The sequence below is a fragment of the Curtobacterium luteum genome, from assembly GCF_001475545.1.
Taxonomy (GTDB): domain Bacteria; phylum Actinomycetota; class Actinomycetes; order Actinomycetales; family Microbacteriaceae; genus Curtobacterium; species Curtobacterium luteum_A.
In genome coordinates this window covers 1-14026 of the sequence record NZ_LDQC01000100.1, presented here as the reverse complement: position 1 = coordinate 14026, position 14026 = coordinate 1, and the positions used below count along the sequence as shown (strand labels likewise).

Sequence of the window (14026 nt, the reverse complement as noted above, 5' to 3'; positions counted from 1 at the left end):
CGTTCGGTCACGAAGGCCGCCGCCCCGAGGGGCGACGGCCTTCGTGACCGAACGGTCGAGACTACGCGAGCTCGATCGTGGCGCCGGCGGCCTCGAGGGCCTCCTTCGCCTTGTCAGCGGTCTCCTTGTTGACGCCCTCGAGGATCTTGGCGTCAGCGGTCTCGACGAGCGCCTTGGCCTCGCCGAGGCCGAGCGACGTGAGGCCACGGACCTCCTTGATGACCTGGATCTTCTTGTCACCAGCGGACTTGAGGACGACGTCGAACTCGGTCTTCTCCTCAGCGGCCTCGGCCGGGGCAGCTGCACCGGGGGCGGCGGCAGCGGCGACCGGAGCGGCCGCGGTGACCTCGAAGACCTCTTCGAACTTCTTCACGAAGTCCGAGAGCTCGATGAGCGTGAGCTCCTTGAAGGCCTCGATGAGCTCGTCCTGCGAAAGCTTCGCCATGATTTTCTCCTACTTGCTAATGCGTGGTGTGGTTGTGGAACGCGTGCCTGATCAGGCCGCGGACTCCTGCTTCTCGCGGAGGGCGTCCACGGTGCGGACGGCCTGCGAGAGGGGTGCCTGGAACAGGTACGCAGCACCGAACAGCGAGGCCTTGAAGGCGCCGGCGAGCTTGCCGAGCAGCACTTCACGGGACTCGAGGTCAGCGAGCTTGTCCACCTCGGTCGCGGAGAGCGGGTTACCGTCGAAGTAACCACCCTTCACCACGAGCTGAGGGTTCGCCTTGGCGAATGCACGCAGCGACTTCGCGACGGCGACGGTGTCACCGTGGACGAAGGCGAGAGCGGACGGACCGGCGAGCTCGTCGTCGAACGACGAGATGCCGGCGTTGTTCGCCGCGATCTTGGTCAGCGTGTTCTTCACCACGGCGTACGTGGCGTGCTCACGGATCGAGTTGCGGAGCTCCTTGAGCTGCGCGACCGTGAGACCGCGGTACTCGGTGAGCAGGACGGCGTTCGAGCTCTGGAATGCTTCCGTGAGCTCGGCGACCGCAGCTTCCTTGTTCGCCATGGTTCTCCTTGGGGGTTTCTTGCCGGTAGCCCCAGGTCCACGAACGAAAAAAGCTCCGGCGCACAGAGGCTCGGAGCTGCCCCCACCGGAACGGCGGGAGTGGTTCGGAACACCTGCGCGGGATGCCTCACGTTGGAGGACCTTCGGTCGCGGCGTTCACAAACACGTTGCGAGCGCAGCGACATCCGGCGGTCTTTGGCTTCGAGAACTGTAGCAGACGCCGTGGGCGTCACCAAACACCGGACGGGAGGCACGGTGCGGGCCCGCACCGTGCCTCCAGGCCGTCAGGTGGTCGCGGGAGCGGCCTCGGGCGTCTCCGACCAGTCCGCCGGGTCGTCCCCCGCCGACGCGTCGGCCGCGCCACCGTCGGTCGCCGACGGCGGCGCGACGGGCAGGTGCACCGTGAACACGGTGTCGCCGGGTTCGCTCGTCACGTCGACCCGCCCGCCGTGCGCCTGCACGACCGCGTCGACGATCGCGAGCCCGAGCCCCGTGGACCCGACCGTCCGCGAGCGTGAGCTGTCGGCGCGGGCGAACCGTTCGAAGAGCTTCGGCAGGAACTCAGGGTCGATGCCCTGGCCGGTGTCCCGCACCGTGAGGTCCACGCTGTCGGCGGTCCGGGCGATGCCCACCGTGATCCGGGTGCCCTCGGGGGTGTGCGTCCTGGCGTTCGTGACGAGGTTGACGATGACCTGGTGGAGCCGTGCGGCGTCGCCGAGCACCTCGACGGGTTCGTCCGGCACGTCCACCTCGATGACGTGCCCCGGCGAGGCCGCGTGTGCGTCGTTCACGGCGTCGAGCACGAGTCCGGTGAGGTCGACGTCCTCGAACTGGATCTCCCGGCCCTCGTCGAGCCGCGCGAGGAGCAGCAGGTCCTCGACCATGCTCGTCATCCGCTTCGACTCGGACTCGATGCGGCTCATCGCGTAGACGACGTCCTCGGGCAGGTCGGCGCCCATCCGACGCGTGAGCTCGGCGTAGCCCCGGACGGACGCGAGCGGTGTGCGGAGCTCGTGCGAGGCGTCCGCGACGAACTGCCGGACCTTCTGCTCGGAGTGCTCCCGGGCCTGCATCGCACCACCGATGTGCCCGAGCATGCGGTTGAACGCGGCACCGACCCGACCGACCTCGGTGCGGGGGTCGGCGTCGGGGACCCGGACGTCCTGCAGCGCGTCGCTGCGCTCGAGGGGCATGCGGGCGACGGCGGACGCGGTCTCCGCGACGCGTTCGAGCGGTCGGAGCGAACGCCGGACGACCACGGCGGCGACGACCGAGCCGGCGACGAGCGCGAGCCCGACGACCACCACGACGACGAGGAGCAGGGACCACACGCTCTCGTACACGGGCGACATCGGCAGCCCGACGACGAGGACGGCGTTCCCCACGACGGGGTTGTCGACCTGCACGGCCGCCACCCGGTACTTGCCGAGCGCGCCGCCGAGGTCCGCGGTGGCGGGCTCGACCCCGACCTTGACCTGCCCGAGCCGCTGGAGTTCGTCCGCGGTGAGCTGCGAACGGGAGCTGTCCTCGTTGATGACGATGCCGGCCGCGACGCCACCCGTGCCGTAGTAGGCGGTCAGGGTGCCCGCCGCCTGTCCCAGCGGCGCCAGGGCGTCGTCGTTCGGCCGCTGCCCGTTCGGGTTCTGCTGGCCCTCGCCGAACTTCGTGCTCGCACGCTCGGTCGCCTTCGACAACTGGGAGTCGATGGTGCCGGTCTGGATCGAGGCGAGCGCGATGATGCTGCCCGCGCCGATGACCGCGCTGACGGCCACGACGAGGGCGACGATGCTGAGGACCAGCCGTCGACGGAGGGTCACTGCGCCGGACCTCAGGACGTCGGCTTGATGACGTACCCGACGCCGCGCACGGTGTGGATCATCGGGGTCTCACCGGCGTCGATCTTCTTGCGCAGGTAGGAGATGTAGATCTCGACGACGGAGCTCTTGCCGCCGAAGTCGTACGACCACACGCGGTCGAGGATCTGCGCCTTCGAGAGCACGCGGCGGGGGTTCCGCATGAGGAAGCGGAGCAGCTCGAACTCGGTCGCGGTGAGCTCGATCGGCCGACCGGCGCGGGAGACCTCGTAGGACTCCTCGTCGAGCACGAGGTCGCCGACCACGATGCGGGAGTCGCCGGCCTCGGAGATCGAGATCTGCGAGCGACGGATGAGGCCACGCAGGCGTGCCACGACCTCTTCCAGCGAGAACGGCTTCGTGACGTAGTCGTCGCCGCCGGCGGTCAGGCCGGTGACGCGGTCCTCGACGGAGTCCTTCGCGGTGAGGAACAGCACCGGGGTGTCGTCGTTGTTCTGACGCAGCCGGCTGAGCACCTGCAGGCCGTCGAGGTCCGGCATCATCACGTCGAGCACCATGGCGTCGGGCTTCCACTCCCGCGCGGTGCTCAGGGCGTCCTGTCCGCCGTTCGCACTCTTGACGTCCCAGCCCTCGTAGCGGAGCGCCATGGACAGCAGGTCGGTGAGGCTGGCCTCGTCGTCGACGACGAGGATGCGCAACGGGGAACCGTCGGCACGTGTGAGGCGCGGGGCTGCGGCAGGCTGGGAGATGGTCACGTCATCGAGTATCGAGAGTTTCCTATGAGCGGTCTGAGATCGACCGATGCGCCGACTGTGGATCGCTGATCAGCCGGACGACGCGGATCCGGACGCCCACTCGGGCAACCGTCCGTACCGTGACGGCGTGCTGCACTCCTCTGCCTGGTCCGCGGCTGCGCGTGATGTCGACGTCCGGGACCTGGTCCCACCGGCCTGGAGGCACGATGCTCCCCCGGCGGAGCGGCTGGCCGTCGCGCAGGCGGTCGCTGCCACCGCCCCGCTGCTCGCCGCGGGCACGGCGGGCCCGGCCTTCGCGACGCTCGCGGGGCTCGCCGCGGTCGACGTCGCGCTGGCGCGCACCGTCGAGCCGCACCTCGACGCGCTCGGCATCCTGGCCCAGGCCGGCATCGACGCACCCGAGGGCTCGAGCTGGGGGGTGTTCGCCGCCGAGGCCCCGGGGGTCCGGGTCACGGCGGAGGTGACCGACGACGGCCTCGCCGTGCTGTCCGGGACGAAGCCGTGGTGCTCGCTCGCGTCGTCGCTCTCCCATGCGCTCGTCACCGCCCACGTCGGTGAGGAGCGGCAGCTGTTCGCGGTCGACCTCCGGCAGCACGGCGTCCGGGTGCACGACGAGGCCTGGGTCGCCCGTGGCATGCCGGACGTCCCGAGCGGACCGGTCGACCTCGACGCGGTGCGGGCGACGTCGGTCGGGGCGCCCGGCTGGTACCTCACCCGCCCGGGGTTCGCGTGGGGTGGCATCGGCGTCGCGGCGTGCTGGTGGGGCGGTGCGGTCGGGCTCGCCCGCGTGCTGCGGTCCCTCGCGGCGTCCCGACCGGGGTCCGAGCTGCTGCAGGCGGCGCTGGGTGCGACGGTCGCCGACCTCGCGGACGCGGAGGACACCCTCGCCGACGCGGCGGCACGGATCGACGCCGCCGCCGGTACTCGCTCGGGCGGAGTCGGCACGGACGAGGTCGGCACGGACTGGTCGTTCGAGGCGCAGGTGGTGCGCTCCCGGGTCCGTCGTGCGGTCGACGCCGTCCGACAGCGGGTCGTCGCGACGATCGGCCCGGCGCCGCTCACCGCCGACCCCGCGATCGCCGCGCGCGTGGCGGACCTCGAGCTCTACGTGCTGCAGGACCACGGCGCGCGCGACCTCGCCCGGGTCGGCCGTGCGGTGCTCGACCGCGGCGGTGTCGCGTGGTGAGCTTCGACCACCGGGAGCCCGGGACCGACCCGGCGCGGTGGACGACGTTCCTCGACACGGTCCCCCCGGAGCCCGTCGACCCGGGCCGGTTCGACGCCGTGCTCGTGGTCGCGCCGCACCCCGACGACGAGACCCTCGGCGCCGGCGGCCTCGTCGCGACCGCCGCCGACCGGGGGCTGCGCGTCGAGGTGCTGCTCGTCACCCGCGGCGAGCGCTCCCACCCCGACTCCCCCACCACCGACCGACAGCGCCTCGGCGCGCGTCGGGCGCGGGAGTTCGCGGACGCGCTGGCGATCCTGCACCCGGCAGCGGTGGCGACGTCGCTCGGGGTGCCGGACGGCGGTGTCCGGGAGCACGCCGACGTCCTCCGTGCGGCGCTGCACGAACGGGTCACCGCCGTGCCCGGACGGGTGCTCGTCGTCGCACCGTGGCGGGGCGACGGACACCGGGACCACCGGATCACGGGCGAGGTCGCGGCCACCGTCGTGGCCGACGCCCCGCGGGCAGCCCTGCTGGAGTACCCGGTCTGGGCCTGGCACTGGGACGACCCGGACGCCTCCGCGGCTCCCTGGGACCGTGCTCGCGCGCTGGCGCTGTCGCCGGACGTACTCGCCCGGAAGCGCGCCGCCCTCGCCGCTCACCGGTCGCAGATCCGTCCGCTCTCGCAGGCTCCTGGCGACGAAGCCATCGTGGACGAGCGGCACGCCGCGCACCACCTCCGGCCGACCGAGTGGTTCTTCGCGGCCACCGCGCCGACGCCGACGCCCTCCCCGGCGTCGCGCTCGCGGGAGTCCTTCGACGCGCACTACGCCCGCAAGCCCGAGGGGTGGGACTTCGACGGCTCCTGGTACGAGCGTCGGAAGCGCGCGGTGACGGTGGCCGCGCTCCCGCGGGAGCGGTACCGGTCCGCCCTCGAGCTCGGCTGCGCCACGGGGGTGCTCACCGCGGCACTGACCGAGCGGGCCGACCGGGTGCTCGGCACGGACATCTCCGAGGCGCCGCTGCTCCGTGCGCGGCTCCGTGCGCCGAGTGCCCGGTTCGTGCGCGCCGCGCTCCCCGACGAGTGGCCGGACGGACGCTTCGACCTCGTCGTGCTGTCCGAGATCGGCTACTACCTCGCCCCGGCGGACCTCGACCGCACGATCGACCGGGTCCTCGCCTCGCTCGACGACGACGGGGTCCTCGTCGCGTGCCACTGGCGCCACCCGGACGACGAGGCCGTGTCCGACGGCGACACCGTCGACGCCCGGATCGCCGATCGCTGGCCCCGACCGGCACTCGTCCGGCACGTCGAGGAGGACTTCGTGCTGAGCGTGCTGCCCGGGTCCGCGGTGTCCTCGGTGGCCCGGTCCGAGGGGCTCGTCCGGTGACGCGCCTCGACGTGATCGTCCCCGCCCACGACGAGGAGGACACCATCGCCGCCTGCGTCGACGCGCTCGCAGCCGCGGTGCGCGAGCTCCGCCGAGAGCGGCCCGCCGTCGAGGTCGGCGTCACGGTGGTCCTCGACGGGTGCTCGGACCGGACCGCGGAGGCCCTGGGGCTGCGGACCGCTGCCGACCCGACCTGGCGGAACACGACCCTCGACGTCGTCGTCACGGCTCTGGTCGGGGTGGGGCAGGCGCGCAGCACCGGGGCGCGCCACGTCCTCCGTGCCGGTGGACCCGACGCGGGGCACTGGCTCGCGCACACGGACGCGGACTCGCGGGTGCACGGGTCGTGGCTCGTCCAGCAGGCTGACGCCCACGCTGCCGGGGCGCACGTGCTCGTGGGGGCCGTCGTCCCGGAGCCGGACGACCTCGAACCGGCCGTGCTCGCGAGGTGGCGGCTCGCACACCCGCCGGGTGCGACGCTCGGCCACGTGCACGGCGCGAACCTCGGCGTGCGGGCCGATGCCCACCGCGCGCTGGGCGGCTTCGACCCGGTGCCCGAGCACGAGGACGTGCGGCTCGTGGAGCGAGCGCGGGCACTCGGACTCGACGTCCGGGCCACGACGGCGTTCCCGGTCGTCACGAGCGGACGGTTCGTCGGCCGGACGCCCGGTGGCTACGCCGAGCACCTCCGCGCCTCGTACGGCGACGCCGGCTGAGGCTTCATCGGATCTTCTTGCGATCCGGCAGCGCGGCTCATCGACTGCCTCCCTACGGTCTCCCCGTCCCCAACACCGAGGAGAACCATGTTCCTGACCTACCTCAGGCGCGAGCTCACGAACCGCAAGAAGCAGACGGTCATCATCGCCGTCGGCATGGCGCTCGCGATCGCCCTGGTCGTCATCGTGTCGTCGATCGCGAGCGGGGTGAAGTCGGCGCAGTCGAGCGTCCTCCAGTCCGTCTACGGCGTCGGTACGGACATCACCGTCACGAAGACGGAGCAGCCGTCGTCGTCCAGCACCGGTCGGCCGTCGTTCGACTTCGGCAGCCGAGACGGCAGCGACAGCGGGTCGACCGACCTCTCGCAGTCCCGACTCTCGGTGTCGCGCGGCACGAGCACGCTGAACGCCTCCAACCTCGAGACCGTCACGTCGACGGCGGGCGTCAAGGCCGCCACCGGCGTCCTGAGCCTCGAGAACACGACGTTCTCCGGCGAGGTGCAGCAGAACAGCTCCGGGAGCTCGGGCAGCTCGGACTCCGGGTCCAGCAGCAGCACCCAGCAGGGCCCGCCCAGCGGCGGCGAGGGCGGCCAGGGTGGCGGCTTCGGCGGCGGCTCGTTCAACGTCGACTCCTTCACGGTCACGGGCATCCCGGTCTCCGGCGACGCGGTCGGCCCCCTCACGAGCACCGAGATCACGAAGGGACGCACCTTCGCGGCGAAGGACGCCGGCAAGGACGTCGTCGTGCTCGACAGCTCCTACGCGAAGAGCGAGGACAAGACCGTCGGCGACACCCTCGAGATCGGCGGTACGAAGTTCACCGTGATCGGCATCGTCGCGTCGACCGGCTCGTCGAGCACCACCGGGTCGAACACCTACATCCCCCTCGACACCGCGCAGTCCCTGGCCGACCTCGACGGCAAGGTCACCGCGATCTACGTCTCCGCGGAGTCCTCGTCCGACGTCGGCTCGATCAAGACCGCCCTGCAGAAGAAGCTGTCGACCGCGACGGTGTCGACCGAATCGGACCTCGCGTCGAGCGTCTCCGGCTCGCTGAGCACCGCGTCCACGCTCGTGTCGAACCTCGGCACGTGGCTGTCGGTCGTCGTCCTCGCCGCGGCCTTCCTCATCGCGATCCTCTTCACGATCTCCGGCGTCACGCGGCGCACCCGCGAGTTCGGCACCCTCAAGGCCATCGGCTGGTCGAACGGCCGGATCACCCGGCAGGTCGCCGGCGAGTCGCTCGTGCAGGGCCTCATCGGCGGCGTGATCGGTGCGGCGGTGGGGCTCGTCGGCATCCTCGTCATCAACGTCATCGCGCCCACCATCTCGGCGAGCGCGTCCTCGACGACCCGTGGAGGCGCGGGCGGCGGCGGGGGCGGAGGCATGCCCGGAGGCGCAGCGACCGGAGCAGCCGGGAGCGGGACGACGGGCGGCGCCCCTGCCAGAGGCTTCGGTGGCGGCGGCGCGTCGACCGCCAGCACGACGGACGTCGTGCTGCACGCCCCCGTGACCGTCGAGGTCATCCTGCTCGCCATCGGCCTCGCGATCCTCGGCGGACTGATCGCCGGAGCGCTCGGCGGCTGGCGCGCGAGCCGCCTCCGCCCGGCCGAGGCCCTGCGGAGCGTGGCCTGATGCCCGCCCCGCGCACCGGCGCGGACCCCGTGTCCTCCGTCCCGACAGCGGACGCGGCACCGACGTCCCCGCGCACCACCACCGACACGACAGGAGCCACCGTGACCACACCAGCGACCGCAGCGTCCGCGGCGGAGGCGAGCCGTGCCTCCCGTCCGATGTACCGCCTGCAGAAGGTGAACAAGACCTACGAGCAGAAGAAGCGGACCGTCACCGCACTGGCGAACGTCGACCTGACCATCCCGCAGGGACAGCTCGTGGCGATCCAGGGGCCGACCGGCGGCGGCAAGTCGACGCTCCTGCAGATGCTCGGCGCGCTCGACCGACCGAGCGCCGGGAGCGTCATGTTGGGCGACCACGACGTGGCGAAGCTCGGGGACGGCGCGTTGACCGACCTGCGGGCGACCGAGATCGGCTTCGTGTTCCAGAGCTTCAACCTCATCCCGACGTTGACGGCGCTGGAGAACGTCGAGACGGCGTTCGCCGGGTCCCTCGCGAACCGGTCGAAGACCGAGATCCGCGAGCGAGCGACCGCTGCCCTGCGCGAGGTCGGACTCGGCGAGCGGCTCGACCACCTGCCGGCCGAGCTGTCCGGTGGGCAGCAGCAGCGCGTCGCGATCGCTCGTGCACTCGTGAAGAACCCGTCGGTACTGCTGGCGGACGAGCCGACCGGCGCCCTCGACGAGGGGACGCGCGACGAGATCATGGGCATCATCGAGCGGCAGTGGAAGGAGCGCGGGCTGACCGTGGTCATCGTGACGCACGACTCGTGGGTGGCCCGCCGCGCGGAACGCCGGCTGCACATCAAGCAGGGCCAGGTCCGCGAGGTGTAGCGGCGGGGCCGCCGCGTGGGCGGGCGACGGGGCGGGCGAGTCTCGTGTCAGGCGACGAGTCTCGTGGTCGTGACCACGAGACTCGTCCGTCAGCACGAGACCCGGCCGCGCCCGCACGAGGCCCGGAACCGCGCTACCCGCCCACCGGGTAGTCGCAGTACGCGAACCACTGCGAGTCCGGCGACCACGGCGGCACGTTCACGGTCCCCTGCCCGCCGTCGAGCGTGACGAGCGTCTCCGGCAGCACGGCGATCCGCGCACCCCGTGCGAGGACGCCCGGCAGCAGCCGCAACTCCACACGGTGGTCGGCGGGGTGCCCCTGCACACCGGGCTCGTACGAGAGGTACAGCAGGTGCGAACCGTCCGGAGACAGGTGCGGGAACCAGTTCACCCGGTCGTCGTTCGTGATCCGCACCGGTTCGTCCTGCCCGGGCCAGAGGCTCGCGAGCTGCGCGGTGCCGGGGGTGAAGCGTTCGGTGTTGAACAGCCAGGTGCCACCGGGCGTGATCGTGCACCCGTCGTCGGGGAACCCGTCGCGCGTCCGGAAGGTCGGCTCGCCGGTGGTCGGGTCGACGCTGGCGACGTCGGTCGTCCAGACGCCCTCGGGGCTGAGCTCGCCGACGATGGCCGCGAGGGCACTCCCGTCCGGTGCGATCCCGTGCAGGTAGAACTTCCGCGTGGTCGGGAGCGCGGACGTCGTGTCGGTCAGCTGCTCCGCGGAACCGCCGTCGGGCAGGGGCACCCGGTAGAGCTCCCCGTTCCGTGCGCTGACCACGACCGAGCCGTCGGAGGGGTCGAGCACGTGGTCGTTGTTGATCTCCTCGACCCCGGGCATCGGCACCGGCACGAGCGCCGTCTCGTCGAGCACGGTGCCCGGCTCCGGGAGTCGCAGCAGCCAGAGGTCGCCGTTCCCGTTCAGCACGAGCGTGCCGTCGTCGAGGACGTTCGGCGCCTCGACGAGCACCGTCGACGACGCGAACACGAGCCGGCTCGTCCGCGACTCGACGTCGTAAACGTGCACGCGGCTGGTCTGGCCCGGCAGCAGCTGCCGTCCGCGGGGTTCGCTCATGGGACCATCCTGTCGGGGTTCGAGTGGTGGCGACGGGCGTCGGACGAGTCTCGGCTCGGCGGACACTTTCGTGGTCGACGGGCCGCGAACGTGTCCGCGGGGCCGAGTCTCGGGCAGCGCCGGTGGCGCAGCGCGAGCAGACAGCGACAGCGACAGCGCACGGACGGGAGGCGCGGTCCGGGTCGGGCCCGCACCGCGCCTCCCGAGGATGGTGGCGGCTACTTCACCGCGCCCGCGGTCAGGCCGGCCACGAACTGCCGCTGCACGATGAGGAACGCGACCACGACCGGGATCGACACGACGAGCGACGCCGCCATGATCTGGTTCCAGTACACGTTCGTCTGCGTCGAGTACTGCTGCAGGCCGACCGCGAGCGTCGAGCCGTTGCCGTTCGTCATGACCGAGGCGAAGAGGACCTCACCCCAGGCGGTCATGAACGAGTAGATCCCGACCGCCACGAGCCCCGGTCGGGCCGACGGCAGGATCACCCGGAAGAGCGCACCCATCGGTCCGGAGCCGTCGACCATCGCGGCCTCGTCGAGCTCCCGCGGGATGGTCTCGAAGTAGCCCGCGAGCATCCAGATCGAGAACGGCAGCGTGAACGTCAGGTAGGTGATGATCAGGCCGAGCCACGACCCGACGAGCTGGATGCCGAGCGCGTTCCCGAGGTTCGTGAAGATCAGGAACAGCGGCAGCAGGAACAGCACGCCCGGGAACATCTGGGTCGAGAGCACCGCGGTGGTGAAGGTGCTCTTGCCCCGGAAGTTCCAGCGCGAGACCCCGTACGCCGCGAACGTGGCGATGATCAGCGAGAACACCGTCGCGACCGTGCAGACCACGAGCGAGTTGATGAAGTACTGCCCCAGCGGCACCGTCGACCACATGTCGATGAACGGCTGGAAGGTGATGTTCGTCGGGATCCACGTGAAGTCGTTCTGCACGTCACCGAGCGGCTTGATCGCCGTCGTGATCATGACGTAGAGCGGGACGACCGTGAACAGGGTCAGCAGGACCAGGGTGACGATCTTGAAGGACTTTGCGCCGACTGTCTCACGCACGGACGGACCTCCGGTTGGTCACGGCGAGGTAGATGCCCGTGACGATGAGCAGGAAGATGAGGAGCAGGACGCTCATCGCGGCACCGGAGCCGAAGTTCCAGGTGATGAACGACGCGTTGTAGATGTGGAAGCTCAGCAGGTCCGCGGCCGGGGGCTGTGCGGTCGAGCCGAACAGGACGAACGGCGTGTTGAAGTCGTTGAACGTCCAGAGGAACATCACGAGCACGAGCGTCACGTTGACCGGGCGGACCATCGGCAGCGTGATCGAGCGCCACTGGCGGAACGGCTTCGCGCCGTCGACCGAGGCGGCCTCGTACACGTCGTTCGGTACCGACTGCAGGCCGGCCATCAGCATGAGGAACGCGAACGGCCAGGTCTTCCAGATCGCCACGACGACCACCGAGACGAAGGCGTTCGACCCGATCAGCCAGAACGGCCCCTGTCCGCCGAACAGCCCGAGCTGGTCGACCAGGATGTGGTTGATCGCGCCGGAGTCACGCTGGAACATGAACTTCCACGTGATGATGCCGGCGTACATCGGCAGCGCGTACGGCACGAGGAAGAGCGTGCGGAAGAGGCCGCGACCCCTGAAGGGCTTCTGCAGCGCGACCGCGGCGGCCATGCCGAACGTCCACGAGAGCCCGACCACGAGGACGGTGAACCCGCACGTGATGAGGAACGAGTTGAGGACGCCCTTGCCGATCGCCTGGTCGAAGTCGACGACGACCGAGTAGTTGCGGAACCCGGCGAAGGGCGCAGCGCCCCAGTTGGCGATGAAGTACTTGGTGAGCTGGATGAACGAGATCCAGATGCCGACGAGCATCGGCACGATGTGGATGAGCAGCTCGAAGAGGATCGCCGGGGCCACGAGGGCGTACGGCAGCCAGTGGCGCTTGGGCTTCCGACCCGGCTGGGGCCCCGACAGCGTCGGCGCCTTCGTGTGGGTCAGGTCGATTCGCTCGGATTCAGGCAGGACCGAGGTGGACATGCGGGGCCTTTCGGCGAGGTGGAGGATCGGGTGCGCCGCGCGTGTCGGGGCAGCGGCCGGGAGGCGCGGCGTGCGTGAGCCGATCGGCTCACCCCCGGCACGTGACCGGGGTGGGAGGCGCGTGCGCTCGCGTCACGCAATGGACGCGAGGGACGGGGGCCCGGGGCGCGTCCTGACGGACGCGACCCGGGCCTCCAGGCGGATCAACCGGCGGCCTGGGACACCTGGTCCTGGGCGGTCTGGAGCGCGGTCTTGATGTCGCTGTCGGACACCGTGCCGCCGGTCGCGATCTTGGCGAACATGTCGTTCATCGCCTTGCCGACCGTCGACTCGAACTGGTCCTCGGCGGGCACCAGCGGGAGCGGCTTCGCCTTGTTGTTGTAGATGTCGAGGAACGTCTTCGTCTGCTCGTCGGTGACCGAGTCAGCAGCGGAGGCGAGCACCGGCAGGGCCGAGTACGGCTCGTCGAGCGTCGCCTGCGTGTCCGCGCTCGTCATGTACTTGACGAACTTCAGGGCGCCGTCCTTGTTCTTCGTGTTCTTGAAGATGGACAGGTTGATGCCGGCCGGGAACGACGCGATGTCCTTCTCGCCCTGCGGTGCCGGGAAGGGCACCACGCCGAAGTCGTCCTTCGACATGCCGTTCGACGTGATCGTGCTGTTCGCGTTGTTCTGCGTCAGCATCATCGCGGCCTTCTTGTTCGCGAAGTCCGACACCGCCTGCGTGCCGTTGTCGTACTGTGCGTTCGAGGTGTTGACGACCTTGTCGGACTGCATCAGGTCGAGGTAGCGCTTGATGCCGTCGACGTTCGCCTTCTGCGTGAAGGTCGGCTTGCCGTCCTTGTCGAACCACTCGCCGCCGTTCTGCGCCGAGTTGATGAACGCGAAGTGCGAGTTCTCGGTGTACGAACCGCCGGCGATGGTGAAGCCGTACTTGCCGCCCGTGGTGAGCTTCTTGGCGTCGGTGACGAGGTCCTCCCACGTCGTCGGCGCCTCGAGGCCGGCGTCCTTGAACATCTGCTTGTTGTAGTACAGGCCGTACGCGAGGCCGTAGAGCGGGACGCTCGTGACGGTCTTGCCCGGCGCACCACCGGTGGAGAGCGCGACCTTGCCGAACTTGTCGGCACCGCCGATCGCCTTCATCTCCGAGTCACCGAACTCCTGGAAGGCGCCGGTGGCCTGGAGCGAGGTCGCCCAGGTGTTGCCGATGTTGACCACGTCCGGACCCTGGCCAGAGGTGACGGCGGTCTGGATCTTGTTCTGCAGGTCGTTCCAGCCGATGACCTGGAGGTTGACCTTGATCCCGGTCTCCTTGGTGAACTTCTCGAGGACCGGGGTGAGCACCTCCTTGTCGTTCTGGAGGGACGTCCCCTGGTTCGACGCCCAGTACGTGAGCGTCTTGGAGTCGCCGGACGAACCGGAGCCTCCGGAGGAGCAGGCCGCGAGGCCGGTCACGGTGAGTGCCGCGGCCGCGGTGATGGCCAGTGCGCGGATGGCAGTGCGCATGACTCTCTACTTTCTCGTCGTTGAGATGGTGCTTCGGATGGTGCTGTCGGGTGCTGCTGTGTCGACGGTCGGGCTTCGAAGCCCG

Annotated in this window: 13 protein-coding genes; 5 read left to right on the top strand and 8 right to left on the bottom strand. The window is 70.5% G+C overall.

From position 1 onward, the window contains the following. Nucleotides 1-61: 61 nt before the first annotated feature. From rplL to NS184_RS15320, 4 genes are all read right to left on the bottom strand, one after another. On the bottom strand, nucleotides 62-445 hold the full coding sequence (gene rplL / locus NS184_RS15335) for a 50S ribosomal protein L7/L12 (protein WP_058726969.1): 384 nt from the start codon (nucleotides 443-445) through the stop codon (nucleotides 62-64). Between the two features lie 51 nt (nucleotides 446-496). After that, the gene (gene rplJ, locus NS184_RS15330) at nucleotides 497-1012 is read right to left on the bottom strand and encodes a 50S ribosomal protein L10 (protein ID WP_058726968.1); all 516 of its coding nucleotides are present in this window, start codon (nucleotides 1010-1012) and stop codon (nucleotides 497-499) included. A gap of 284 nt (nucleotides 1013-1296) precedes the next feature. After that, complete coding sequence (locus NS184_RS15325; RefSeq protein ID WP_242863084.1) at nucleotides 1297-2829, bottom strand: sensor histidine kinase; 1533 nt, start codon at nucleotides 2827-2829, stop codon at nucleotides 1297-1299. A gap of 11 nt (nucleotides 2830-2840) precedes the next feature. Beyond that, entirely contained in the window at nucleotides 2841-3581 is a 741-nt protein-coding gene (locus NS184_RS15320) for a response regulator transcription factor (RefSeq protein WP_096897817.1), read from the bottom strand. A 46-nt stretch (nucleotides 3582-3627) separates the two neighbouring features. On the opposite strand from NS184_RS15320, the gene NS184_RS15315 reads away from it, so the two are divergent. From NS184_RS15315 to NS184_RS15295, 5 genes are all read left to right on the top strand, one after another. Then, a complete protein-coding gene (locus NS184_RS15315; protein WP_058726966.1) occupies nucleotides 3628-4767 on the top strand; it encodes a hypothetical protein in 1140 nt (379 codons plus the stop codon). Next, nucleotides 4764-6137: a PIG-L family deacetylase gene (locus tag NS184_RS15310; RefSeq protein ID WP_242863083.1), complete on the top strand. Its 1374-nt coding sequence runs from the start codon at nucleotides 4764-4766 to the stop codon at nucleotides 6135-6137. Before NS184_RS15315 ends, NS184_RS15310 begins: the two co-directional genes overlap by 4 nt. Further along, a complete protein-coding gene (locus tag NS184_RS15305; protein WP_058726964.1) occupies nucleotides 6134-6853 on the top strand; it encodes a glycosyltransferase in 720 nt (239 codons plus the stop codon). The genes NS184_RS15310 and NS184_RS15305 overlap by 4 nt, the downstream gene beginning before the upstream one ends. An 87-nt stretch (nucleotides 6854-6940) precedes the next feature. Beyond that, complete coding sequence (locus tag NS184_RS15300; RefSeq protein WP_058726963.1) at nucleotides 6941-8488, top strand: ABC transporter permease; 1548 nt, start codon at nucleotides 6941-6943, stop codon at nucleotides 8486-8488. A 158-nt stretch (nucleotides 8489-8646) separates the two neighbouring features. Next, nucleotides 8647-9321, top strand: a complete 675-nt coding sequence (locus NS184_RS15295) for an ABC transporter ATP-binding protein (RefSeq protein WP_058726971.1) — start codon at nucleotides 8647-8649, stop codon at nucleotides 9319-9321. A 133-nt stretch (nucleotides 9322-9454) separates the two neighbouring features. Here the strand turns inward: NS184_RS15295 and NS184_RS15290 are convergent, their stop codons facing one another. The 4 genes from NS184_RS15290 to NS184_RS15275 all read right to left on the bottom strand — a co-directional run bounded on the left by NS184_RS15290 (nucleotide 9455) and on the right by NS184_RS15275 (nucleotide 13941). Next, the gene (locus tag NS184_RS15290) at nucleotides 9455-10390 is read right to left on the bottom strand and encodes a TolB family protein (RefSeq protein ID WP_058726962.1); all 936 of its coding nucleotides are present in this window, start codon (nucleotides 10388-10390) and stop codon (nucleotides 9455-9457) included. Between the two features lie 218 nt (nucleotides 10391-10608). Beyond that, a complete protein-coding gene (locus NS184_RS15285) occupies nucleotides 10609-11448 on the bottom strand; it encodes a carbohydrate ABC transporter permease (protein WP_058726961.1) in 840 nt (279 codons plus the stop codon). Beyond that, entirely contained in the window at nucleotides 11441-12436 is a 996-nt protein-coding gene (locus NS184_RS15280; RefSeq protein ID WP_193750496.1) for a carbohydrate ABC transporter permease, read from the bottom strand. The genes NS184_RS15285 and NS184_RS15280 overlap by 8 nt, the downstream gene beginning before the upstream one ends. Nucleotides 12437-12639: 203 nt before the next feature. Then, nucleotides 12640-13941, bottom strand: a complete 1302-nt coding sequence (locus NS184_RS15275) for an extracellular solute-binding protein (protein ID WP_058726960.1) — start codon at nucleotides 13939-13941, stop codon at nucleotides 12640-12642. Nucleotides 13942-14026: the final 85 nt, after the last annotated feature.